Origin of the sequence: Sulfurimonas sp. (assembly GCF_041563035.1) — a bacterium.
Taxonomy (GTDB): Bacteria; Campylobacterota; Campylobacteria; order Campylobacterales; family Sulfurimonadaceae; genus Sulfurimonas.
In genome coordinates this window covers 18,472-42,783 of the sequence record NZ_JBFFNS010000004.1, presented here as the reverse complement: position 1 = coordinate 42,783, position 24,312 = coordinate 18,472, and the positions used below count along the sequence as shown (strand labels likewise).

General features: G+C 35.2%; 21 protein-coding genes. 18 read left to right on the top strand and 3 right to left on the bottom strand.

Annotated features, from left to right (window positions below; translation table 11 throughout):
• The 4 genes from nuoL (at position 1) to ABZC13_RS04490 (ending at position 7,509) form a co-directional block, all read left to right on the top strand.
• Positions 1–1,926: an NADH-quinone oxidoreductase subunit L gene (gene nuoL, locus ABZC13_RS04505; RefSeq protein WP_373000726.1), complete on the top strand. Its 1,926-nt coding sequence runs from the start codon at positions 1–3 to the stop codon at positions 1,924–1,926.
• Positions 1,927–3,480, top strand: a complete 1,554-nt coding sequence (locus tag ABZC13_RS04500; protein WP_373000723.1) for an NADH-quinone oxidoreductase subunit M — start codon at positions 1,927–1,929, stop codon at positions 3,478–3,480.
• Positions 3,480–4,988, top strand: a complete 1,509-nt coding sequence (gene nuoN, locus ABZC13_RS04495) for an NADH-quinone oxidoreductase subunit NuoN (protein ID WP_373000721.1) — start codon at positions 3,480–3,482, stop codon at positions 4,986–4,988. The genes ABZC13_RS04500 and nuoN overlap by 1 nt, the downstream gene beginning before the upstream one ends.
• 157 nt (positions 4,989–5,145) lie before the next feature.
• Positions 5,146–7,509, top strand: coding sequence for a tol-pal system YbgF family protein (locus ABZC13_RS04490; RefSeq protein ID WP_373000718.1), 2,364 nt, complete (start codon positions 5,146–5,148; stop codon positions 7,507–7,509).
• On the opposite strand, the gene ABZC13_RS04485 is transcribed toward ABZC13_RS04490, so the two are convergent.
• Together ABZC13_RS04485 and miaA are read right to left on the bottom strand one after the other, a co-directional pair.
• On the bottom strand, positions 7,506–7,940 hold the full coding sequence (locus ABZC13_RS04485; RefSeq protein ID WP_373000715.1) for a phospholipase D-like domain-containing protein: 435 nt from the start codon (positions 7,938–7,940) through the stop codon (positions 7,506–7,508). The genes ABZC13_RS04490 and ABZC13_RS04485 overlap by 4 nt on opposite strands.
• A complete protein-coding gene (gene miaA, locus ABZC13_RS04480; RefSeq protein ID WP_373000712.1) occupies positions 7,937–8,830 on the bottom strand; it encodes a tRNA (adenosine(37)-N6)-dimethylallyltransferase MiaA in 894 nt (297 codons plus the stop codon). Before miaA ends, ABZC13_RS04485 begins: the two co-directional genes overlap by 4 nt.
• 66 nt (positions 8,831–8,896) lie before the next feature.
• Here miaA and mqnP point away from each other — a divergent pair, with 66 nt between their 5' ends.
• From mqnP to bcp, 8 genes are read left to right on the top strand one after another with little or no spacing between them, the layout of a single operon-like run.
• A complete protein-coding gene (gene mqnP, locus ABZC13_RS04475; protein ID WP_373000709.1) occupies positions 8,897–9,757 on the top strand; it encodes a menaquinone biosynthesis prenyltransferase MqnP in 861 nt (286 codons plus the stop codon).
• Positions 9,754–10,269: a hypothetical protein gene (locus ABZC13_RS04470; RefSeq protein WP_373000706.1), complete on the top strand. Its 516-nt coding sequence runs from the start codon at positions 9,754–9,756 to the stop codon at positions 10,267–10,269. Before mqnP ends, ABZC13_RS04470 begins: the two co-directional genes overlap by 4 nt.
• Complete coding sequence (locus ABZC13_RS04465) at positions 10,266–10,787, top strand: DUF6115 domain-containing protein (protein ID WP_373000703.1); 522 nt, start codon at positions 10,266–10,268, stop codon at positions 10,785–10,787. Before ABZC13_RS04470 ends, ABZC13_RS04465 begins: the two co-directional genes overlap by 4 nt.
• Positions 10,788–10,798: 11 nt before the next feature.
• Entirely contained in the window at positions 10,799–11,968 is a 1,170-nt protein-coding gene (locus tag ABZC13_RS04460; RefSeq protein ID WP_373000700.1) for an FtsW/RodA/SpoVE family cell cycle protein, read from the top strand.
• Positions 11,969–11,980: 12 nt separating this feature from the next.
• Positions 11,981–13,000: an undecaprenyldiphospho-muramoylpentapeptide beta-N-acetylglucosaminyltransferase gene (gene murG / locus ABZC13_RS04455; protein ID WP_373000697.1), complete on the top strand. Its 1,020-nt coding sequence runs from the start codon at positions 11,981–11,983 to the stop codon at positions 12,998–13,000.
• Positions 12,997–13,608, top strand: coding sequence for a DedA family protein (locus ABZC13_RS04450; protein ID WP_373000694.1), 612 nt, complete (start codon positions 12,997–12,999; stop codon positions 13,606–13,608). The genes murG and ABZC13_RS04450 overlap by 4 nt, the downstream gene beginning before the upstream one ends.
• A gap of 1 nt (position 13,609) precedes the next feature.
• On the top strand, positions 13,610–14,065 hold the full coding sequence (locus tag ABZC13_RS04445) for a DUF420 domain-containing protein (protein WP_373000954.1): 456 nt from the start codon (positions 13,610–13,612) through the stop codon (positions 14,063–14,065).
• Between the two features lie 51 nt (positions 14,066–14,116).
• The gene (bcp, locus tag ABZC13_RS04440) at positions 14,117–14,587 is read left to right on the top strand and encodes a thioredoxin-dependent thiol peroxidase (RefSeq protein WP_373000691.1); all 471 of its coding nucleotides are present in this window, start codon (positions 14,117–14,119) and stop codon (positions 14,585–14,587) included.
• A gap of 84 nt (positions 14,588–14,671) precedes the next feature.
• Here the strand turns inward: bcp and ABZC13_RS04435 are convergent, their stop codons facing one another.
• Positions 14,672–16,270: a DUF3373 family protein gene (locus ABZC13_RS04435; RefSeq protein WP_373000688.1), complete on the bottom strand. Its 1,599-nt coding sequence runs from the start codon at positions 16,268–16,270 to the stop codon at positions 14,672–14,674.
• 390 nt (positions 16,271–16,660) lie between these two features.
• Between ABZC13_RS04435 and rpsB the strand changes: the two genes are divergently transcribed.
• The 6 genes from rpsB (at position 16,661) to ABZC13_RS04405 (ending at position 24,305) form a co-directional block, all read left to right on the top strand.
• Complete coding sequence (gene rpsB / locus ABZC13_RS04430) at positions 16,661–17,437, top strand: 30S ribosomal protein S2 (RefSeq protein ID WP_373000685.1); 777 nt, start codon at positions 16,661–16,663, stop codon at positions 17,435–17,437.
• Positions 17,438–17,439: 2 nt separating this feature from the next.
• The gene (tsf, locus tag ABZC13_RS04425) at positions 17,440–18,489 is read left to right on the top strand and encodes a translation elongation factor Ts (RefSeq protein ID WP_373000682.1); all 1,050 of its coding nucleotides are present in this window, start codon (positions 17,440–17,442) and stop codon (positions 18,487–18,489) included.
• Positions 18,490–18,692: 203 nt separating this feature from the next.
• Positions 18,693–20,393 carry a 4Fe-4S binding protein gene (locus ABZC13_RS04420; protein ID WP_373000679.1) on the top strand — a complete coding sequence of 567 codons (1,701 nt, stop codon included), beginning with the start codon at positions 18,693–18,695 and terminating at the stop codon, positions 20,391–20,393.
• Positions 20,390–21,163 carry a molecular chaperone gene (locus tag ABZC13_RS04415; RefSeq protein ID WP_373000676.1) on the top strand — a complete coding sequence of 258 codons (774 nt, stop codon included), beginning with the start codon at positions 20,390–20,392 and terminating at the stop codon, positions 21,161–21,163. The genes ABZC13_RS04420 and ABZC13_RS04415 overlap by 4 nt, the downstream gene beginning before the upstream one ends.
• Positions 21,164–21,256: 93 nt before the next feature.
• Positions 21,257–21,463 carry a twin-arginine translocation signal domain-containing protein gene (locus tag ABZC13_RS04410; protein ID WP_373000673.1) on the top strand — a complete coding sequence of 69 codons (207 nt, stop codon included), beginning with the start codon at positions 21,257–21,259 and terminating at the stop codon, positions 21,461–21,463.
• Between the two features lie 16 nt (positions 21,464–21,479).
• On the top strand, positions 21,480–24,305 hold the full coding sequence (locus ABZC13_RS04405; RefSeq protein WP_373000670.1) for a formate dehydrogenase subunit alpha: 2,826 nt from the start codon (positions 21,480–21,482) through the stop codon (positions 24,303–24,305).
• Positions 24,306–24,312: the final 7 nt, after the last annotated feature.

The following is a 24,312-nucleotide window of genomic DNA, read 5'->3' as shown; positions in this document are numbered from 1 at the left end:
ATGGAAGTATTACTATATACAGCACTATTCGCACCACTTGTAGGTTCTTTGTTTGCTGCACTTTTTGGTGCAAAACCTAAGACACTTATTACGGGTGTTGTTACAAGTGCTTTACTAGGATTATCACTGATAGCTAGTACAATTCTTTTAGTATTTGTACTAACTAGTGGACAGCATGTTCAAGTTGAGATGATGACTTGGATGGCTACTGGTGACCTTTACATTCCTTTTGGTTTTATCGTTGATCAGGTAAGTGTTACTATGATGATGGTTGTTACTTTAGTTTCAACTGTAGTACATGTTTATGCTATCGGTTATATGGATCATGATAAAGGTTTCAACAGATTCTTCTCTTGGTTATCAGCATTCGTTTTCTCGATGATGGTTCTTGTTATGAGTGACAACTTTGCAGGTCTATTTATAGGTTGGGAAGGTGTTGGTCTTTGTTCATGGGGTCTTATTGGTTTCTGGTACCACAAAGAGAGCGCTACTTGGGCAGCTAATGAAGCGTTCATTATGAACCGTATTGCTGACCTTGGAATGCTTATTGGTATCTTCTTAGTATACTGGAACACTGGTACACTTCAGTACCACGAAGCTTTCGCAGCAATGCCAAGTTTAGATACTGATGTACTTACATGGATTGGTATTTTCTTATTTGTTGGTGCTATGGGTAAATCAGCTCAGTTTCCACTACATACTTGGCTTGCAGATGCGATGGAAGGTCCTACTCCGGTATCGGCACTTATTCACGCAGCAACAATGGTAACAGCCGGTGTTTACTTAGTTGTACGTTCAAACGAGCTGTACAGCCTTATTCCTAATGTTGGTTTATTCATTGCATCTCTAGGTGCATTTGTTGCGATATTTGCAGCTACAATGGCACTTGTTAACCGTGATATAAAGAGAGTTATTGCTTACTCTACACTATCTCAGTTAGGTTATATGTTTGCAGCAGCTGGTCTTGGTGCTTACTGGGTTGCACTTTTCCACCTTATGGCTCACGCATTCTTTAAAGCACTTTTATTTCTTGGTGCTGGTAATGTTATGCACGCAATGCATGATGAACTTGATCCATTTAAGATGGGTGCTCTTGGCAAGACAATGAAAGGTACAATGATTCTTATGACTCTTGCATCTGTTGCTCTAGCTGGTATATTCCCACTTGCAGGTTTCTTCTCTAAAGATTTGATTTTAGAGGTTGCGTTTGTAGATCATCACTTTATTATTTATAGTGTTCTTTTAGCTACTGCCGGTTTAACAGCATTCTATTCATTTAGAATTATTGCTCTGATCTTTCATGGTGAAGATCGTCATACTGCTTTAGGCCACCACCCGCACGAAGCTTACAAGTTTATGCTTGTTGCAGTGACTCCACTTGCTATTTTAGCTGTGGTTGCAGGAGCTCTTAAAGGAACTTATTTTGAGTATGTAACACTGGTTCTTCCAGCTACAGAGTACCATGTACACTCAGCTGCAACATACTGGATTATGACAATAGGTACGCAGTTATTTGTAATCACTGCTATCTACTTTGCTTATAAAAAATATATGAGTAAAGATATTAAAGTTCCAGATGGAACAAGTGCAATGGAAAATAGCTTTAAATATAAGTTATTGATTAACCAATACTACATTCCTCATTTTTATGAAGAGTATTTAGTAAAACCATATAGAGAGCTTTCTACTGTTTTCTGGAAACAGGTTGACCAAAAAGTTGTAGATGCATCTGTAGATGGAATAGCAAACATATTCTACGCAACGGGTGAAAATACAAGAACGATGCAGAGTGGTAACCTGTCTACTATGCTTAAATGGATGGTAGCAGGTCTTGTTGCTTTGTTATCGCTAGCTGTAGTTTTTGGACTTGCAGTTAGACATTCTGATGAAATTAAGACAATTTTATCAGGTTTAGGAGTTCAATAGATGTTAGACAATATTTTATCGATTTTAATTTTCTTTCCAGCTGTAGCAGCTATATTTGGATTTGCAGTTGCTAAAGACAGTATACGTGCTTATGGTGTATCGGTTGCATTTATAGAGTTCTCTCTTTCTTTATTACTGTGGTTCTCATTTGATTCAAATGTATCTGGAATGCAGTTTATGGAGCAGTTACCATTAGTTCCTGCATTTGGAATTAACTATATTTTAGGTGTAGATGGTATTTCACTATTTATTATTATCTTAGCAGCATTTTTTACAATGATCGGTATAGCGTCACTTACTGATACTAAAGATGTTAAAAATATGATTATCACGCTTCTGTTCTTACAGATGACTATGGTAGGTGTATTTGTTGCTTTAGATGCTATTGTATTTTATGTATTCTGGGAACTTTCTCTAGTACCAATGTTATATATCATTGGTGCATGGGGTGGACCACTTAGAATTTACGCTTCAGTAAAATTCTTCTTATATACATTTACAGGTTCATTGGTAATGTTAGTCGGTATGCTTTTCATGGCATATTTCTACTACCAAGCAACTGGTGTATGGAGTTTCGCAATTCTTGATTGGTATCGTCTGATATTGCCTGAGACATTCCAGCTATGGTTATTTGTAGCATTTTTCTTTGGTTTCGCGATCAAAGTTCCAATGTTTCCATTCCATACATGGTTACCATATGCTCACGGTCAAGCACCGACTATCGGTTCTGTAATACTAGCGGCTATATTACTTAAAATGGGTACATATGCATTTATCCGTTTTTCATTGCCAATGTTCCCTGATGCTTCAGTATTCTTCATGTTTCCGATAGCAGTTCTAGCTATTATCATGATTATATACACAGCTATGGTTGCATACGCACAAGAAGATGTAAAGCAAGTTGTTGCTTACTCTTCAGTATCACACATGGGTGTTATAATTCTTGGTACATTCGCTCTTAATGTTGAAGGTGTTACAGGTTCAATATTCTTAATGATTGCTCACGGTGTCGTTTCAGGTGCTCTGTTCTTGCTTGTAGGTGTTATCTATGATAGAAGACATACTAAGATGATGAGTGAATTTGGTGGTTTAGCATCTGTAATGCCTAGGTTTGCTACTATCTTTGGTATTATGATGATGGCTTCAGTCGGTCTTCCATTGACTATCAACTTTGTAGGTGAGTTTTTAAGTCTTCTTGGATTTTATCAACAATCACACATCTTAACTCTATTAGCAGGTATTGCTATCATTGTTGGTGCTATCTATATGCTAGCGGCTTACAAAAAGATGTTTTTTGGTGAAGTTACAAACGAAAAAAATAGAAATCTTCCAGATGTAAATAAAAGAGAACTTATTGCTTTAGTTCCTTTAGTAATTATTACAATTTGGTTAGGTATTTATCCTAAGCCTTTATTAGATCCGATTAACAACTCAGTCGAGTCTGTTATTCAGCTAATGCATGATAAATCTATAACGGATGAAGCTAAATCTAGAATTCCTAACCTTATAGACGGTGTTAAAATTACTAGAACTTCAGCGCAGGAGGCACACTAATGTTAGAGCCAGTAAACGTTTCATTGGAGTCATTAAATTTAATGACTCTTGCACCAATGTTGATTCCTATCATCGGTGCGTTATTAATCTTAGTTATTGATATATTTAAAGGTGGCTTAGATAAAACTCTATATGTAATGATAAGTATTCTTTTCTTACTATTAGATTTAGGTGCTGTTGCAGAGACTGCAGGTCTGTTTACTGATAACGGTACTGTAATGGGTGTTTTTGATGTAATGCTTATTGATGGTTTAGCAATTCTTTCTCAACTGATTATTGTTGGTGCGTCATTGCTGTTTATTCCATTAGCATTAACTCATAAGAGATTCCACGAATTTTCTTACCCAGAGTTTTTCGCACTATTCTTATTTATGCTTGGCGGTTTCCAGTTCATGGTTGCTACGGACAACTTAATCCTGATCTTTGTTGGACTTGAGACAGCGTCTTTAGCTCTATATACAATGATTGCTATGCATAACCGTGACAAATCTTTTGAAGCTGCTGTTAAGTACTTTACTATGGGTGCATTAGCTGCAGGTTTCTTCAGTTTTGGTTCAATGGTATTTTATGCTCTAACAGGTTCTATAGAGATTAATCAAATTGCTTCAGTTCTAGGAGCTAATGGTTTTGCTGATATGGGCTTTGTTTTAGTAGGTGTTGTATTTATTTTAGCTGCACTTGGATTTAAACTTTCACTTGTACCATTTCATACATGGGCACCTGATGTTTATGAAGGTTCTTCTGCATCACTAGCTGGGTTTATGTCAATCGTTCCAAAAATAGCAGTGTTTATCGTTGCTATGAGAATGTTTGAGTTTTTAATTCACAGTGGAGTGATTTGGTTAGAGGTAGTTCTTTATATAGTTGTTGTTGTAACAATGACTATGGCAAATATCTGGGCATTAGTTCAGACTGATGTTAAGAGAATGCTGGCATATAGTTCAATCTCTCATGCAGGTTTTGTAATGGCTGCTATCTTAATTGGTACAACTCAATCAAATAGTGCACTTTTCTTATACTGGATACTATTTAGTTTCACTAACCTTGGTGCATTTAGTATGCTTTGGATTTCTCGTCAGAAACATCTGCCTGATCACCAAAATTCAGACCACAGTTATAACAAGTTTGCAGGTATGATTCAAACAGCACCGGTTGCTGCAACAATTATGGGACTTTTCATGCTAAGTTTAGCTGGTCTTCCTCCATTTGCACTGTTCTGGGGTAAACTATATATGATATCTTCTGCTGTAACAGGTGGATATACTGTACTTGCTCTTATCATGGCACTAAACTCGGCAATAGCCGGTTACTATTATTTAAAACTAATAGTATATATGTTCATGAGAGAACCGGTAATTAATAAAGACGGACATGTATTTGTATCAAATGCAACGACTCCGCTTAGAACAATCATTGGATTTGCTGCAGTGGGAACTATTTTTGCTTTTCTAGCTGTAAACCCAGTATTAGAGTTTATTACAGCGCTAGTATATAAAAGTGGCTACTAGTATTTAGTACAGATAAGGAGCAAAGCTCCTTATCCTGCACTAACGCTTAGTTTTCTTCGGCAGAAGGCAATACCCCAAGGGCGCTTCCTTTGGGCGCGCACAGTAAGCCGTGCTAATTTTCTATACAACTGGTTTACAAAATAAAAAGGAAAAGAATTTGTTAAAGTGGATACTTTTAGCCTTTCTTTCTCTTAACATATATGCCCTTGATATATCTCTTCAAGGTGCAAAAGAGAACTTTCAAAACTACTCTACACTACATATAAAAGATAAAGATAAATTTTTATGCGAAGAGATGACAAATGACTTCAAAGAAGTTGTAAAAATAGTTTGTGCATTCTCAAAATCTCCGGCAAAAGAACTAAAAACATTACAAAACGATTTTTTTAAAATAGAGACTCAAATAAAGAAAAAAACATTTTTTCTGATAATAACACCATATAAAAAAATGAAATTATTTCCTGTTGTATTTGACTTAAGTAAAGATGACAGTGTATACAAAGCAAATGCTAAACTGGCGCGTCACTGGATGCTGGTTGGTTATAACAAAGAACTTCCATATATTAAAACTCAAGAAGCATCTGACGTAGCTATAAACTTTCCGTTTATGCTTGATAAAGACAAACTGCCATACGTAGGCAGCCTTGATATGAAAGGTAATCCTGTCCATATACAAGAAGTACAGGACGTAAGTGATTATCTAAAGATAAAGCGTCTATATGCTGAAAAGAATTATGAAAAATGCTTAGAGCTTATAGACGAAGTTATGCTAGAGTACCCTACATCACTTTTTAACGCTGAACTGCTTTACTATAAGATAAGAGTTAACTCAAGACTTGAAGATAAAAATGACGATGTAATAGAACTGTCAAAAGTGTATCTAAGAGAATACTCTTCTGATGATAATGTTGCTGAAGTCCTGTCGCTTATTGCTAGAGCCTATTATCTCTCAGGTATTAGTGGTCAAGCAGACTACTTTTTTGACAGACTTTTTAGCGAACATGAAGATTCTCCATATGCCAAATGGGGTTATATATACAAGGGTGAGATGCTAGAAGAGTCAGGTGCTTCATCTAAAGCCTTGGAGTACTATAAAAAAGCCCTACATGAGACAAGTGACATAGATATTGCAGCAACAGCAGCATATAGACTTGCCCTTTATAATATCAACTCAGCAAATAAAGAAGAAGCTACTAAGTACGCAATGAAAATAATTCAGGCTAAGCCTAGCTTTTTTGCCTCTAAGTATAAAAAAACTTTAGAGATGATTGAAACCTTTGTAGATGAGGGTGAATTAGTTACAGCTTCAGCCATAGCTCAAGCTGTAGTGAATGAGATAAATGTAGAAGAATATGATGAATATGAATCTCTACTAAAAAATATAGGTGTATGGCTTGCAAAAACTCCTAAGAAACAAGAAGCCTTGAGCGCATTAAATGAGTATCTGAAGCAGTTCCCTGATGGACTTTATGATTCAGAAGTACAGGTCGCAAAAGACTCACTCTTTTTTGATGTAAGTGATGCGAACTTATCAACTAAAATTGCTGATTACAATAAACTAATAGAAACATATTCGCAAGACACTATAGGTAAAAGAGCAATTTATGAAAAAGCAAAACTCATGTACGATAATGGAATGTACAGTGATGTTTTAGAGTTTAAAGATGAACTATTGGCCTTAGATGCAACTACATATCCAGATACACAGACAATAGTGAATGATGCAGCAGTAGGTGCTATGGAGACTTCTCTTAAAAATAAAGAGTGTCATAGTGTTTTAAAAATATCTAGCGAATACTCTATAAAACTCTCAGACAAATGGGATGATGGAATATATGCATGCGCTATGAAAGGTGCTGATTTTTCACTTGCTAAAAATATTGCCAGTAAAAATTTAAAATCTGAGAACATGCAGATGAGAAAAAAGTGGCTCTACCGTCATATAAAAGTTGATTTTGCAACTGGAAATTACAGTGACGTAGTTAAAGCTTCTGAGGAATTAATAACACTTATAGAGGGTGATAATAAATCAGAGTATAAAGATGTATACAGAGTGCTTTTTGATACATACAATAGACTTGAAAATGCAGATAAAATGATAGAGTCATTGGCAAGTGTTCAAAAAGTATTTGGAGCTAGTTACAAAGATATTGAGAGATATATCTACGTTATGGCTATAGGTAGTGATAGAAATGATGATAATCTGGTACTTAAATATGGTAATGAAGTTATGAAAATACAAAAATCTTCAAACTCATACGCACAGAGTCCATTTGTTGAGTTTGCACTATATCAAGCTTATATAAATAAAGAAGATTTTAACAAAGCTCTAGAGATAATAAAATCACTAGATACTGTAGAACTAAGTAAAGGTGACAGATCTAGACAGAAGTATCTTCTAGGTGCTATCTATGAGAAGTTATGGAGAGGAGAAGAAGCACAAGTGGCATATCAAGAGTCAATAGATGCGGACGCTGCATCCGCGTGGGCAAAATTGGCAGAGGGTGCTAAAGAAGACTAGTCAAGAGATTTGAAAAATTTGTTGAATTTTAAGACTAGTTTTTTATCATCTGTAATATATAAAACTTCATAATTTTTACTGAAACTTTTTTTAGTCCAATTCGGACTTCCAAAGACTACTGTTTTTTTGTCAAATATCGCTATTTTAGTGTGAAGTTTTCTATCTACAGTTTTTGTTTCAACACCATTGAAGTCAACATCTTTTTTATCATAAAAGACTTTTACTGCCACACCTCTTTCTTGAGCTTTATCCAATAGCTTTGCGAATTTTTTATCTCCAAAATTATACATAGCTATATCGATACTAGACTTTGAATTTTCTATAAGTTCTTTAATGTCATTTTTAGCTTCTTTAGCATCTTGTGGAAAAAAATAAAGAGAGCTTTGTGCATATAGACTTATGCTTATTAGCAGGATTAAAAAGAGTTTCATGTTAGTAGATTCTCCAATTCTTCCAGTTTTGCAGAAGTTATGTTCTTAAATTGTGTACGGTTAAATGTTTGCTGTCTTTTCGCAAGTTGAGCTGTATGAATAGAGATGAGTTCTAACATCTGCTCTTTAGTGGTTTTTCCATCAAGATAATCAAGAACTTCAACTATACCTATAGAACCCATAGAGTGAGGTGCTCTTGTATATTTCTGCTCTAAATAACATACTTCATCTATAAGTCCAAGCTCCAGCATCTTATGAGTTCTTTTTGAGATCCTCTCTCTTAATACATCTCTATCTACATCGATGTTGTAGATGTCCAAATTTTCTATGATAGGTTTTGGAGGATTTTGTCTAAACCACTCAGAAGGAGTAATAGATGAAGCTTCATATATTAGTAGTGCTTTTTCTATCCTATAAGCATCGTTTTGGCTTATATTTTGCATATATTCAGGGTCAACTTTAGATAGTAAGTCATAACATTTTTGAAGATTTTCAAGATTGTTTTTTACTTTTAAAGTTACATTGGCATCTATATTTGGCAGAGTTGAGAGACCGTTTAAAAGTGACTTTAGATAAAAAGAAGTGCCACCGACTATTATGAGATTTTTACTTCTCTTTTCGCATAACTCTTTAACCTCTTTATAGATGTTTATAAAAACATCAACACTGAAATAATCATCCGGATTTAGTACATCAATACCAAAATGTTTAATCTCTGATAGCTCTTCTTTTGAAGGTTTTGCAGAGACAATATCAATCTCTTTGTAGATGCTCAAAGAGTCTATCGAGAGTATATAAGCATCTACTTTTTTAGCGATTTTGATTGCCAAATCACTCTTTCCAGATGCTGTTGGACCTATGATTGCAAGTTGCTTAATAGCTTTATTCATAGCAAAATTATATCATTTTAAATCAAGTTTGGGTAAAATAGAACAAAAATATTCTAAGGTAAATAGTTGCAAAGATATATTAATAAAATAAAAGACTTTAACGAACTGGTTATGTTTGAACACTCCATCTTTTCACTCCCGTTTATATTTATAGCTATGATTGTCGCAGCTGATGGTTGGTTTGGCTTTTGGCTCCTGCTTATGGGTGCATTGGCGGCGGTTAGTGCAAGAAACTTTGCTATGGGTCTAAACAGATATGCAGATAGAGATATAGATGCAGCTAACCCTAGAACAGAGTCTCGTCCAAATGTTGATGGAAGACTTGACGCTACAAGTATCATGATATTTGTAGTTGTAAATGCTTTTGTTTTTATTGCAATCGCATACATGATAAATGACTTGGCACTATATCTAAGTATACCGATTCTTTTTGTTCTTGGTTCTTACTCATATTTTAAAAGATTTTCACATTTAGCACATATTGTTTTAGGTGTCTCTCTTGGTCTTGCTCCAATTGCAGGTGTAGTCGCAGTTCAAGCAAGCATCCCGGCTTGGTCAGTTATTCTTAGTCTAGGTGTTATTTTTTGGGTGGCAGGGTTTGATTTGTTGTACTCACTTCAAGATATAGAGTTTGACAAAGAAAATAACCTATACTCTATTCCTTCTCGTTACGGTGCAGATGCTACGCTTTTTATCTCATCACTGTTTCATATGCTTAGTGTCATATTTTGGGCTCTTTTTGTTTGGATAGCTGGACTTGGGATTTTTGCTTATTTGGCTGTAATACTTAGCGCAGTGATGCTCGGATATGAGCATAAGATAGTCAGAAAAGATTTTACTCAGATCGATCGTGCATTTTTTACAGTCAACGGTTATCTGGGTGTTGCCTTTTTCGTGTTTATTATATTAGATAAGGTGTTCGTGTGAGTGTTCGCCTTGTATCTGCTCCGATTAGCTTAGTGTATAGCGAAGCGAGTCTTGATAAAGAGGCATACCTTAGAGAGTATTCACAGCTAAGCGAGAGTGATGATGACCCTATTAGTCAATGGTTGAAACTGGCAAAAGGTAGAGGTGAGACTTCTGATACGGATCCAGTCCTGCTAAACCTTGTTGTAGAGCTTCATAGAAAGATAGACGCTTTAGAGATGTTTTTAAAAAATGAGACGCCAAAAAGATTATCATTGACGAACAAGATTAAAATAGAGTCTATAGGATTTGAGCACTTTAAAGTGGAGTCTGCTGACTTAGAACCTGGTAAAGAATACTATGGTCGTGTTGAGATGCCGGTTCACCCAAAGAGAGATGTCCCTATATTCTTCAGAGCTGTTGATGAGTCACTATGCGAGATAGTTAAAATACATGATCGTGATGAGAAAGAATGGGGTGTATATTTGACAGCTAGAGAGAGAGTACTTATTCGTGAGGCAAAAGCTAAATGAAATATGCAGAACTGATTAACATAGAGTACATTGTAGTTGCTATGGCAGCTATGATTTTGTATCTTCTTTATTATGTTTTTACAAAAGATTCAGAATTTCATAAAAATATCCGCTCAGTCGCATCTGTAGTTGAAGATTTAAATAGAGAGATCTTTTACTTAAAAAAAGAGCTTACAGACACTCAAAAAGGTATTAAAAATAATACTAGCCGTATGAGTGATGAAGAGATATATGAAGAAGTAGAAAGAACAGTATATGATATGGTTAAACCTCTCTCTGTCGGAGTTCAAAGACTAGAAGATACTCTTGTAACAATGGATGAACAGATGAGCTTGAGAATATCATCTCTCGAAAGCGGAGTAAAACAGATTTCTATCCCTACTTCTGTTCATGGAAACGATGATCAAAAGATTATCTCACTATTTAAACAGGGCGTTTCACTGGAAACTATCTCTAAAGAATTACATATCTCAAAAGCAGAAGTTGAGTTTGTTTTAAAAATAAATAAAATTAAATAGGACCTAATGTAATGGCAGATAGAAAACTATTTACATTAGTCGCTATATTGATTTTTGTAAGTATTGTTCTTACCTACTCTCTATCTGCATACACAACTCTGCTTTTTGGAGTTAATGAGTTTCACTTTGCTATAAGACAGGCACTTTTTGGATTTTTAGGCATTATAATAATCTGGTCATTAGCGCAGTTAGACCCTGATGAGTGGCTGAGTACGATAGGCTTTACGCTTTTTATTGGTTCAACTATTTTAATGGTTGCCATGCCTTTTTTACCAGAGTTTTTGGTTTCAGCTGTCGGTGGAGCAAAAAGATGGATAAAAATATTTGGTTTTTCATTGGCTCCTGTAGAGTTTTTTAAAGTAGGATTTGTCTACTTCTTATCTTGGAGTTTTTCAAGAAAATTAGGACATCATGCAGATATGGGAATCAGTGCAGAGTTCAAACGCTTTATCCCTTACGCACTTGTTTTTGTAGGGGCTATGTTTATGATAGCTTTTATTCAAAATGACTTGGGACAGGTTGTAGTTCTTGGAATGACTCTGCTTTTTATGTTGATGTTTGCAGGTAGTAGTTTTAGATTTTTCCTTTCACTGCTCTCTATTGCTTTACTGTTCTTTATATTTTTTATAATGACAGCAGAACACAGGATTGTTAGAATAAAATCATGGTGGGCATTAGCTCAAAACAGTGTACTAGAACTGTTTCCTGCATCTATAGCTGAGAAGTTAAGAGTACCAACTGAGATAGAACCGTATCAGATAGGACACTCTCTAAATGCAATTCATAATGGTGGAATGTTCGGAACAGGACTTGCCGGTGGAACTTTTAAACTTGGGTTTTTAAGTGAAGTCCATACAGACTTTGTTTTAGCAGGATTAGCAGAAGAATTTGGTTTTATAGGTGTTTTATTTGTAGTGATACTCTTTATGTGGATACTCCAAAGAATATTTAAAATAGCAAATCGCTCAAATGATAGAAGTATGTATCTTTTCTCTTTAGGAGTAGGATTACTACTCTCATTTGCCTTTTTAATAAATGCTTATGGTATAAGTGGGATAACACCTATTAAAGGTATCTCAGTTCCATTTCTAAGTTATGGTGGATCTGCTATTATTGCAGCATCTATAGCTATAGGAATGGTACTTATGGCGTCAAAAAAAGCAACTATGGAAGAAAAATAGGATGGTGCGAAGTTGAAATTATGTATAACTGGCGGTGGAACAGGCGGACATTTGATGATAGCACAAGCTCTTGTTGAAGCTGCTGTAAAATACGGGCATGAAGTTATCTTTATCGGTTCAACCAGTGGACAGGATAGAAAATACTTTGAAGATAGAAGTGCTTTCTCAAACGTTTATTTTTTAGAGACTACGGGTGTTGTAAACCAAAAAGGGCTTGGTAAGTTCAAAGCTTTGTGGAAAGTATTTCGTGCTTTTTTGGAATCAAGAAAGATTTTAAAAAAGCATAATATACAAGCGACATATAGTGTAGGCGGATTTTCAGCTGCTCCAGCTTCTTTTGCATCTATAAGTAAAAGAATTCCTCTTTTTATACATGAGCAAAATGCTGTAGAGGGAAGACTAAACTCACTCTTAAAGCCTTATGCAAAAAGATTCATTTGTGCATATGACAAAAATTCTCCTATTAAAGGATACCCAGTAAAAGAGATTTTTTACCAAAATGCAAGAGTTCGTAAAAGTCTTGAGACTATAGTATTTCTAGGTGGTTCTAACGGTGCAAAAGCTATAAATGATTTGGCACTAAGTTTAGCGCACGAGCTTAAAAATAGAGATATTAAAATCATTCATCAAGCAGGTGAGAGTGATTATGAAAGAGTAAAACAAGAATATTCAGATTTGGATGTAGAAGTGGAACTTTATGGATTTACAAAAGAGTTAGCGACTCTTATCCAAAGAGCAGACTTGGCCGTGAGTCGTGCAGGAGCCAGTACGCTTTGGGAAGCAACTGCAAACGGATTACCGGCTTTTTATATTCCATATCCATATGCTGCAGGTGATCACCAGTATCATAATGCAAGGTTTATAGTTGAAAATGAGCTTGGTTGGTGTGAACGAGAGAGTGAAGACTTAAAGGCTAAATTACTAGAGGTTTTAGATGAGCCTCTAGAAGAAAAAAGTAAAAAATTAATGGAGTATTCAAACAGTGATGTTGCAGATAAAATGATAGAAGATGTACAAGAGAGTCTGAAATGATAAGAGAGTTAGCACAAGATTTAGTTGATTTGATTTTTGACTGGGGGTATATCGGCATCTTCTGCCTTATGGCAGTTGAGAGTTCGTTTATACCTTTTCCTAGTGAAATCATCCTAATACCAGCTGGATATTTAGCTTCACAAGAGCAGATGAGTATAAGTATGATAATGCTTAGTGGCTTGGGCGGATCAATGGTTGGTGCATTTATAAACTACTATCTGGCACTTAGTCTTGGAAGAAAGATTCTTAAAAAGTATGGAAAATACTTTTTTATAAAAGAGAGTGCTTTGGAGAAAATGGACAGTTTCTTTGAAAAACATGGACATATTTCTACCTTTACGGGAAGACTAATCCCAGGAATTCGTCAGCTAATTTCTATACCGGCAGGTCTTGCTCGTATGAATATAGTGCAGTTTTCAATATATACAGCGTTAGGTGCCGGTATCTGGGCATTGATACTAACAATGCTCGGGTATTTTATAGGCGAAAATCAAGAGCTTATAGACACTTACTTAAAACAGATTACGATTACAGTTGTATTACTATTGATCTTGTTGGGTTCATGGTATGCTTATTATCAAAAAAATAGAGGAGTTAAAAGTGAGTAATATGGATTATATGTTTGAAGTAGGTTTTTTTGGTACAAGAGCACCGATATTTATGGATGTAGTTACACTGATTGTGGCACTTTTGCCACTGCTTGTAGCGGGAGCTATTTATCTAGCTAAAACTAAAAGGTATAAAGCACATGTTTACGCACAGATATTAATATTTGCTTTTTCTGTCATAGTGCTTGGTTATTTTGAGACAGGAGTTAGAATGGTTGGCGGTTTTGACTCCTTCATGAAAGAGAGTGGAGTATCACATAACTATGCATTTATAGTACTTATCTTTCATATAGCTATATCTATAGTAACACTTATTATCTGGTCTACAACTATTTTTATGGCAAAAAAGCAAGTACAACTAAAAAAACATAGAAAAGCAGGACTTATGACCTTTACTGGAGTTGTAATGACTTCTCTGACTGGCATCTGGGTTTACTTCTTGATGTTCGTCTACTAATGCACTTGGCTTGAACGCAAGGAAAAATTATAAATTATAAGAGGAATATGAATGATAAAATTAGACGATGAAGCACCAGGATTTTGTTTACCAAACCAAGATGATATAGAGATATGTTTAAGAGACCTAAAAGGAAAATGGATAGTTTTATACTTTTATCCAAAAGACAATACTCCAGGATGTACAACGGAAGCTTGTGAATTTACAGAGGCAGCACCAGATTTCTCAGACTTAGATGCGATTATTATAGGTGTAAGTGCAGACTCTACAAAAAAACATCGTAGTTTTATAGAGAAAAAAGAGTTAGGCATTACACTTCTTAGTGATGAAGATACATCAATGATGCAAGAATATGGTGTGTGGCAACTAAAGAAAAACTACGGAAAAGAGTATATGGGAATTGTTCGTACTACTTTGATTATAAATCCGGAGGGAGTTGTAAAAGCTCTTTTTGAAAAGGTTAGAGTTAAGGATCATGTGGCAAATGTTAAAGTTGAGTTAGAGAGACTACAGTCTCTCTAAGCTAATTGAGTACCATCGGCTCTATTTTGAGCTTCCGTGAGTGTTTTCCTTTGGAAAACACTCCATACGCTCAAGCCGATGGCATTAATACTTGTAACGAAGGTAGAAACGGATATCTTGAGCTGAGTCTACTACGTTAGCACCTTGACCAAATGCTATTGCAGTATTCATATCCATAGAAGCTCCTGAGGTTCCTCCGAAGAAACCATTACTTCCACTATATGCATAATCTATATATGTATAACGGATCTGCATAGATAATATATCTTCGATCAGATACTCAGTCATATAAGCTTCATAAGCATCACCACGAGCTGCAACTTTTGAACCTATGTTTGTATCTTCACCATAGGTAATACTTCTCCAGTATTCAGAACCGTGATTATACTCTAGACCCCATCTTCCGTCTTCTGTAATAAGTGAAGGGAATTGTGTACCTACCCAGTATGAGTAACCAGTTTTAGATTCCCCTGTTGCAGTAGCAACCATATTAGAATCCATTGAAGCATAAAGCATACGTTGGTCACTATTAGGATTAGTAATACTCATAGCACCACTTACAAAGAATGTAGTATCATCTAGGAAGTCACTTATCTCATTTCCTATACCGTTTACAACAAAGTTAGCAGTCATACTGTGTAAACCACCTACTGTGTCAAAACCCTGTGTATAATCAGCAGTGTTTTTTACATCAATAAGATTGTTTGCATAGTAGTATTGTGTACCAATTGAATACTGCCCATTATCATATGGAACAAAGATAAGACCTGCCAGGTCTATGTTTGTATTTGCACTTGTAACACTAGTATAAGGTGTAGAGTTAAACTTAGGAGCTGCATTACTCATACCGCGACCGGCACAAAGTTTAATGTACATACCATCTACCCATTTGTCAAAACTGAACTTTGAGCTAAGACCGTCAAACTCAACATTGATAGTATGACCCATAGGTGAAGCAGGTTTATCATCATCACGAAGACTAATAATATGACCGTTCGTTGATGGACGGCGACCAACGCTAAAAGTCCATGGAACATCAGTTCCTATGAAAGTGTTATTTCTATATAGAAAATATGCTGAGCGAACTCTAAGTGTATCATCATAGGCATTTTCATTTGAAATCCAATCAAAGCCTTCAAATGCTGAACTAGCAGGAGTGCTAGCACCTGAGCGTTGACCGAAAGCTTTGTTGTAAGCTAACTGACCAGTAAAACTAAGGTTTTTGGTAGCTGCCCAATCCATATTTAACCATAGACGATTTGTCATAAATGCATCATTGTTCGCTTCTGATCCATCAGCCATTTTATAGTTAAGGTTTTCTAGTGTAAATCTATAATCAACACCAAATTTTAAATGATTACCAGACGTAGCTTTATTAAGTTCAGAGATACTTTCTTGAATTTCAGTAATCTCTTCTTCTACGTCCATCTCCTCTTTCTCATCCTCTTTGTCCCCGGCATCTTCTTTTTCATCAGAATCTTCAGCCTCTTTTTTATCTTCGGAATCTTCTTTTTCTTCAGCTTCTTCAGATTCACCTTTTTGAGTTTTGAGTGTAGCTATCTCTTTTCTTAGCTCAGCCATCTCATTTTCCATTGCTTGAAATCTTTCAAACATAGTCTGTGCATTAACATTAGTAGTTAATAGAGCTGCTGCTGCTAAAGATAATAGGAGTGGTTTGTTCATTCTAATTCCCTTTTTTAATATAAATAGTTGTTACAAATATAACACTTTTTTATAATATATTTGTGATACTATACAGTAGATAATATAAATCTTTTTTGAAGTTCAACATTTAATAGTATAAAAAATTATTATATCGTTACCCAATAAGACAAAGATTGACTTAAAACATAGTTTTACAATTACAGCCACAGAGTGCGTCCAGTAAAAGCTATATTTAAATATATTTTGAGTATAATTCGCGGATTTTTCTTCTGAATATTCACAAGAAAATATTAACAGGTATGTGTCAAAAAGTTAGTGCAACTTCCTATTTAGGACAGTATTGTTCGACATTACCAAAGCTAACTAACGAAATTTCTGGCTTGAAAAACAGCCCTTAAAGGACCTTAAATGGTAACTATGAAAGACCTATTAGAATGTGGTGTACACTTCGGACACCAAACTCGTCGTTGGAATCCGAAAATGAAAAAATATATCTTCGGTGTTCGTAAAAATATCTATATTATTGACTTACAAAAGACTTTACGTTATTTCCGTAATACATATACAATTGTTATGGATGCAGCTGCTGAAGGTCAAACAGTATTATTCGTTGGTACTAAAAAACAAGCTCGTAACTCTGTAAGAGATGCTGCTATCGCTTGTGGTATGCCATACGTAGATAACAGATGGTTAGGTGGTATGCTTACTAACTTCCCAACTATTCAAAAATCTATTCGTAAACTTGACGTTATTACTGAGATGCAAGAAAATGGTCAAATCGATCTTTTAACTAAAAAAGAAGCATTAATGCTTTCAAGAAAAAAAGAGAAACTTGATTCATACTTCGGTGGTATCCGTAATATGAAAAAACTTCCTGATATGTTATTTGTTGTAGATGCGGTAAAAGAGCACATCGCTGTTTTAGAAGCTAGATGTTTAGGTATTCCAGTTGTTGCTCCATTAGATACTAACTGTGATCCAGACTTAATCACTTACCCAATTCCTGGTAATGATGATGCTATTCGTTCAATTCAACTTTTCTGTCGTGAAATGACTGCTGCAATCAACGAAGGTAAAGCTCTTAGAGATGCACCTGAAGAAGAAGTAGCTGAAGAAGTTGAGTCTACAGAAGTAGAAGTAGCTGTTGAAGCTGAAGAAGCTCCTGCAGCAACAGAGGAAGTATAATCATGGCAGTTACGGCAGCAATGGTAAAAGAGTTGCGTGCAGCAACTGATGCACCAATGATGGATTGTAAAAAAGTTTTAGTTGAAGCTGATGGAGACATGGCTAAAGCAACTGAGCTTTTAAAAGAACGTGGTATTGCTAAAGCAGCTAAAAAAGCTGATAGAGTTGCTGCAGAAGGTCTTGCTGGTTTTAAAATCGCTGATGACTTCTCTAAAGCTACTGTAGTTGAAATTAACTCTGAAACTGACTTCGTTGCTCAAAATGAAGGTTTCCAAAACTTAGTAAAAGCTACTACAGAAGAGATTTATAATAATCAACCTGCTGATGTAGATGCCCTAATGGCTTCTGATTTTGGAGCAACTTTTACAGATGCTGTTACTAAAATCGGTGAGAAAATAGAAGTTCGTCGTTTTGGTACACTTACAGCAGACGCTACTACTGCACTAAATGGTTATATTCATTCAAATAACCGTATTGCAGTTGTTGTTATCGCTAAATGTGATAGTGAAAAAACTGCAGAGGGTATGAGAGATACACTTAAGCAAGTTGCAATGCACGCATCTGCAATGAAACCAACTACTCTTTCTTATAAAGATTTTGATGCTGAGTACGTTGAAACTGAGACTAAAGGTAGAATCGAAGTTATCAAAAAAGATAATGAAGAACTAGCTCGTCTTAAAAAGCCTCTTAAAAATGTACCTCTGTATATTTCTATGAGTCAACTAACTGAAGAAGTGTTAGCTGAAGCTGAAGCTGATATAAAAGCTGATTTAGCAGCTCAAGGTAAACCTGAAAAAATCTGGGACAAAATTGTTCCTGGTTCTTTAGCTCGTTTTATCTCTGATAATACAACTTTAGATAAAGAACAAGCTCTTTTAGACCAAACATATGTTTTAAATGACAAATTAACAGTTGCACAAGCTGTTGAAGAAGCTGCTAAAGCACTTGGTGGTACTGCTGAGATTACTGAATTTATTCGCCTTGAAGTTGGTGAAGGAATTGAAAAGAAAGTTGACGATTTTGCTGCAGAAGTTGCAGCACAAATGGGTTAAGGATTTTTCCTTAGCCTATTCTCATAACAAAACACCTCTCTCCACTATTTATATTCTCCAAAACTTATAATACATAATTCACAAAACATATTTTTAACATATAATTAATATTGATACTATTGCATATATTACAAAAAATTATGCTATTATAAATTATAATAATTTATAATAGAATGTCCCTGAAATATGAAGGAGATAAAAGTATGAAAGAGTTCGTTTATTATTCTCAAGAAACCCCAGAATTCCCGCTAAATGAAAGCATTTATATTGCTAACAGTACTTCAGATATTATCCCAGAAAAATTTATTGTCTCTAACTCAAATAATATTTCATCTGAAATATTAGCTAATGAAATTGATTTTTATATAAATAATACGGAAGATTCAATTGCAAAAAAAATAAAAAATATAGAAAAGCTGTATGAGATAAATGCAATTCGTTTTGATATGGCTCAAGATATAAGTTATTCACAAAGAGTATCTAAAGAAGTGTTACTAGTCTCAACTCTAGAGCAAAAAAATGAATTTTTAAAATCTATGGTTCCTGATGAATTTAATCTGTTTCATGTTACTCCTGAAGTTGTTAAATCAATTACAGGACACATTGGCAACTTATCAGTAGTGGTAAATGATAATTTCAAAGATGCAACACTAAATGTTTCTCAAATAGTATGGTTTGAACAAGAAGAGATAGCTACAAAGCAAAGTGGTACTTTTGATCCACTAGAGAGTTCGCTTGATGATGTTCTTGCAACTATACGTACAAACATAAGTAACTATGAATATAAAAAATTCACAGTTTATGATTCAAACATTTGCCAATATCATGAGCGTAGAGAAGAAGTATGTTCAAAATGTGAAGAGGTTTGTCCTACTGTCGCAATTATAAAAATAGATGAGACCAAGCATCTGGAGTTTTCACAGATAGATTGTCATGGCTGTGGCGGCTGTATATCAGTATGTCCATCAGGTGCATTGGATTATGCTCCTCAAAATAGAGAAAGCATCTATCTTATGGCTGACTTTTACAATGGTCATATTCCTTTAATTATTCCTCAAAAAATGAATATAAAAAACTTAGATATAAAGTTAAAAGAAAATGTTTTACCTTTTGCTATAGAAGGTGAAAAGTTCTTACATGAAGGAACACTTCTAACACTTTTACAAGAGTCAGGTTCACAACTGATATTTTACTCTGACTTTTTATCTAAAGGTACTAAAGACTCTATCTCAATCTTAAATCACATATATCAAAAAAAATACTCTATGGATGCAGTCATTATAGCTATGGATGAAAAAGAACTAGAATTAGCATTAGAAGAAGTTGATTTTGTTAATGATTCTAGATTTAAGATGAATGAATTAAACACAAGAAAAAGAGAGATATTTTCAACTAGACTTAAACATATAGTAGGAGATGATGACTTAGGCGAAGTACAAACAGGCGAGCATATTCACTATGCAAAAGTAAATGTAAATGAAGCCAATTGTACCCTGTGCTTAGTATGTGTAGGTGCTTGTAATGTGGACGCTATTACAGCAAATATTGATGATAATACCTTGAGAATAAATCCTAGCATCTGTACTGCGTGCGGATATTGTGAAGTATCTTGTCCTGAGGCGAACTGTCTAACCATAGAACAGGATGTTATCAAGTTAAACCCTTCTTGGTTTAAAGAAGAGGTTCTCGCTAAAGATACCCTGTTTGCCTGTGTGGAATGTGGTAAAGAGTTTGCAACAACAAAAGCAGTAGAGAAAATTGCAACAATGATGGCTCCAATCTTTGCATCTGACCCAATAAAAGAGAGGACTCTTTATTGTTGTGAGAATTGTAAACCTAAGATTATGATGAAAAGCTATATGGAAAATAGAAGTCTATATAACAAAGAAGGAGAAACTTTATGAATGAAGAAAAAATAAACAGAGCGAGAGCTTTATACTATGCAATGTTTTCTAGATGTTTTGTTTTTACAACTGATAATTCTAGATATTTTGAACTAATAAATTTTATTGACGTACTAAAAGAAAACCCTTTAGACAAAATGTCCCAAAAAGCATTGGAAGATATAAGAAAACTTATTAAATCAGATTCAAATGTAGCATTTATGAGCGAGTATGATGAAATATTTCATTCACCTGAGACTAAAAATATCAGAACTACTGCCTCTTATTGGGACGAGAATGTAGAGAGTGGTAAAAAAAGAGTACAGATGCAAAACTTCTTGGGTAAAACAAAAATAAGAAGAGATGAGAAAACATACTCTGACTATGAAGACAGCGTTGGATTTATATTTACTGTAATGAGTGAGTTATCTGAGCTTATTGCAAATGGTGAAGCTCAGTACAAAAATACTTCGCATTGCATCTTTGAAGAGATTTTAAATGAGTTCATAGATGATTTTTCAAGAGAACTGTATGAGCATGAAAGTGCAGATATTTTTAAACATATAGTAATCATACTAAAGTCTTTTGTTGAGTTTGAAAGAATATACCTAGAAGTATCTGCTCCGGCTACTAAAGAAAGAGTTTTAAAGCAAGTTTCGACGGAAGAAGAAATATCACAAGAGGAAATTGATAGACGTGCAAGAAATAAACTCTTAAGAGAGTCAGGTCCAAAACAAGAACAAGAGACTTGCTCTATAGACCTTATCTCAGATGTGGAAGTAGATATCTAGTTGTTACAAGTATGAGGCTTAAATAAGATTGATCTGTCGGTTTTATTTAAGTCTCATATCTTTGGGGCTAATTACAAGTTAAAGGAGACAACTATGCAAGAAAGTAGAAGAAATTTTCTAAAAAATAGTGCATTGGTTGTTGGTACCGCCGCTGTCGGTGCTACGGCGTTAGCTGCTAATAAAGAAGAAGCTTCTCTTGAAGCTAATTCGCATGGAGTAGTTGTAGGAAGCTCTACGAAAAAAGAGATTCTATACAAAAAAACACAAGCTTGGGAAGATTTTTATAAACAAGCTTTATAATTAACGAGGAGTGAAAATGAGTGCGTTTGATATGCTAAAAGCTCAAATCGGTAGACGGTCCTTTTTAAAAATGGCTGCTGTCGCTACAGCTACAAGTGTTACAAATAGCTTCGCTAATGATGGTATAACAAGAGCTGCGACACAAGAGGAAGTTAAAAATCCTTTTCCTGGTTCTAAAAATGTTAAATCAATCTGTACGGCATGTTCTGTTGGATGTGGTGTTATAGCTGAAGTTCAAAATGGTGTTTGGGTTAGACAAGAAGTTGCACAAGATCATCCGGTATCTCTTGGTGGTCACTGTTGTAAAGGTGCTGATATGATTGATATGGTTCGATCAGATGTCAGACTAAAGTATCCAATGGTAAAAAGAGCCGGACAGTGGAAAAGAATCTCTTGGGATGAAGCACTAGATGGTATTTCTACAAAATTAGAAAACCTAAGACAAACAGCCGGACCAGACTCAACAATGTTTTTAGGATCAGCAAAGTTTGGTACAGAACAATCTTACTACTATAGAAAATTTGCTGCAATGTTTGGAACAAATAATATAGATCACCAAGCTAGAATTTGACATAGCTCTACAGTTGCCGGTGTGGCAAATACATGGGGTTATGGTGCTATGACAAATTCACTTGGAGATATCCAAAATGCTAAAGCAATTATCATTTTTGGAGCGAATCCTGCGGTTAACCACCCAGTTGGATTTCAACATTTCTTAAAAGCTAAAGAAAGAAATAACGCAAAAATAATTGTTATTGATCCTAGATATACTAAAACTGCTGCTAAATCAGATCTTTACGCGCAGATTAGACCTGGTACTGACATACCGTTTATGTATGGAATGCTTAATATTATTTTCGCAAATGGTTGGCACGACAAAGGCTTTATCAAAGATAGAGTTTACGGCATGGAAGATGTAATGAAAGAGGCTAAAAATTGGCCAATTGAAAGAGTTGCAGATGTGACAGGTGTAGATGCTAGTCTGATTATTCAAATTACAAAAGCATATGCTAGTCAAACACCTGGTACTCTTATCTGGGCTATGGGTCTTACTCAACATACTAATGGCTCATCTAATACTAGAATGGCTCCTATCTTACAACTTGCTCTTGGAAACATGGGTGTTGAAGGCGGTGGATGTAATATCCTTAGAGGTCATGATAATGTTCAAGGTGCAACAGATATGGCTTGTTTATCTGATACATTACCAGGCTATTATGGTCTAAGTGATGGTTCTTGGAAATACTTTGCTAAATCGTGGGGTGTTGATTATGAATGGTTAAAAGGTAGATTTAAAACCAAAGATTGGATGAACAAAAAAGGTTTTACACTCGCTAGATGGTGGGCAGGAGTTCTTGCTGGAAATGAAGGTGAAGATGCAATTCATAATAATGGTACAAATCTAAAAGCACTATTTGTTATGGGTAACGGTATTACATCAACTGCTCAAACTAAGAAGGTTAAAGAAGCATTGGACAACCTTGAGTTGGCGGTATTCTGTGATCCTTTTGTCAATGAAGGTGCTATTCTTACTGATAAGCAAGATGATGTCTATATTTTACCTGCTGCTACTCAGTTTGAGACTTCTGGTTCAGTTACTGCAACCAACAGATCTGCTCAGTGGAGAAGTAAAATTATTGAGCCTATGTATGAATCTAAAACAGATCAGGACATTATGTTTGAACTGGCTAAAAAGCTAGGTTTCTATAATGAACTTACTGCCGGCATGAAAATAAAAGAGAATAAAAAAGATTTTACATGGCCTGAAGATGCTACTGATGAAATTGCAAGAATTATTAAGACTATTGGATTGACTGGATGGACTGCTGCAAGATTAAAAGCACACCAAGAAAACTGGCATATGTTTGATCAAGTATCTGGAAGAGGATATGGCAAGATGAAAGGTGAATATTATGGTTTACCATGGCCATGTTGGACTGAAAAACATTCAGGATCACCAATACTTTACAACATAAACAGAAGTGTTGCCGATGGTGGTATGGGATTTAGAAATAGATTTGGACTAGAACATGATGGTCAAGACTTATTATCTGCAAAAGGTTCTGCACCAAAAGGTTCTGCTAACAAAGATGGTTATCCGGAAATTAATAAAGATAATATAGAAAAAGTTCTTGGCATCAAACTTACGGCTGATGAGAAGAAAAGAATCGGTAAAAACTGGAAGGTTGATACTTCTAATATTATTGCCGAAAAATGTATGGAGAGAGGTATGGCTCCATATGGAAATGCTAAAGCTAGGGCTAAAGTTTGGACATTCCCTGATCAGATTCCAATGCACAGAGAGCCTTTACACTCTCCAAGACAGGATTTGACGAAGAAGTATCCAAGTTTTAATGATAAACCTAATCATTTCAGAGTTGATACGAGATATATTTCTGAACAGACTAAGCAGGATTGGGCTAAAGACTTTCCTATCAATTTAGTTACAGGAAGGCTTGTAAACTTAAATGGTGCAGGTATGGAAAACAGAGCTTCTAAATATCTTACAGCTTTAACTCCTGAGATGTTTTGTGATATAAATCCTAACTTAGCAGGTATGCATGGAATTCGTGATGGAGATATGATGTGGATACATTCGCCACAAGGTACAAAAATTAAAGTAAAGGCAAAATATTCTTACTCTGTTTCAGAAGATAGAGTATTTATACCAATTCACTTTGCAGGAGTATTAGAGGGTGAAGATCTATCTCATAAATATCCAAAAGGGACTAAACCATACGCAGTTGGTGAAAGTGCGAACACAGTAACAAATTACGGCTATGACATCATTACTCAGATTCCTGAGACTAAGGGTGGTTTATGTCGAGTTGAACGAGCATAGGAGAGCA

Bases quoted from the DNA above. Each gene is read 5' to 3' on its own strand.
- nuoL (WP_373000726.1), top strand. From the start codon at position 1: ATGGAAGTATTACTATATACAGCACTATTCGCACCACTTGTAGGTTCT.
- ABZC13_RS04500 (WP_373000723.1), top strand. From the start codon at position 1,927: ATGTTAGACAATATTTTATCGATTTTAATTTTCTTTCCAGCTGTAGCA.
- nuoN (WP_373000721.1), top strand. From the start codon at position 3,480: ATGTTAGAGCCAGTAAACGTTTCATTGGAGTCATTAAATTTAATGACT.
- ABZC13_RS04485 (WP_373000715.1), bottom strand. From the start codon at position 7,940: ATGAAACTCTTTTTAATCCTGCTAATAAGCATAAGTCTATATGCACAA.
- miaA (WP_373000712.1), bottom strand. From the start codon at position 8,830: ATGAATAAAGCTATTAAGCAACTTGCAATCATAGGTCCAACAGCATCT.
- ABZC13_RS04465 (WP_373000703.1), top strand. From the start codon at position 10,266: ATGAAATATGCAGAACTGATTAACATAGAGTACATTGTAGTTGCTATG.
- ABZC13_RS04460 (WP_373000700.1), top strand. From the start codon at position 10,799: ATGGCAGATAGAAAACTATTTACATTAGTCGCTATATTGATTTTTGTA.
- ABZC13_RS04450 (WP_373000694.1), top strand. From the start codon at position 12,997: ATGATAAGAGAGTTAGCACAAGATTTAGTTGATTTGATTTTTGACTGG.
- ABZC13_RS04445 (WP_373000954.1), top strand. From the start codon at position 13,610: ATGGATTATATGTTTGAAGTAGGTTTTTTTGGTACAAGAGCACCGATA.
- bcp (WP_373000691.1), top strand. From the start codon at position 14,117: ATGATAAAATTAGACGATGAAGCACCAGGATTTTGTTTACCAAACCAA.
- ABZC13_RS04435 (WP_373000688.1), bottom strand. From the start codon at position 16,270: ATGAACAAACCACTCCTATTATCTTTAGCAGCAGCAGCTCTATTAACT.
- rpsB (WP_373000685.1), top strand. From the start codon at position 16,661: ATGGTAACTATGAAAGACCTATTAGAATGTGGTGTACACTTCGGACAC.
- tsf (WP_373000682.1), top strand. From the start codon at position 17,440: ATGGCAGTTACGGCAGCAATGGTAAAAGAGTTGCGTGCAGCAACTGAT.
- ABZC13_RS04420 (WP_373000679.1), top strand. From the start codon at position 18,693: ATGAAAGAGTTCGTTTATTATTCTCAAGAAACCCCAGAATTCCCGCTA.
- ABZC13_RS04415 (WP_373000676.1), top strand. From the start codon at position 20,390: ATGAATGAAGAAAAAATAAACAGAGCGAGAGCTTTATACTATGCAATG.
- ABZC13_RS04410 (WP_373000673.1), top strand. From the start codon at position 21,257: ATGCAAGAAAGTAGAAGAAATTTTCTAAAAAATAGTGCATTGGTTGTT.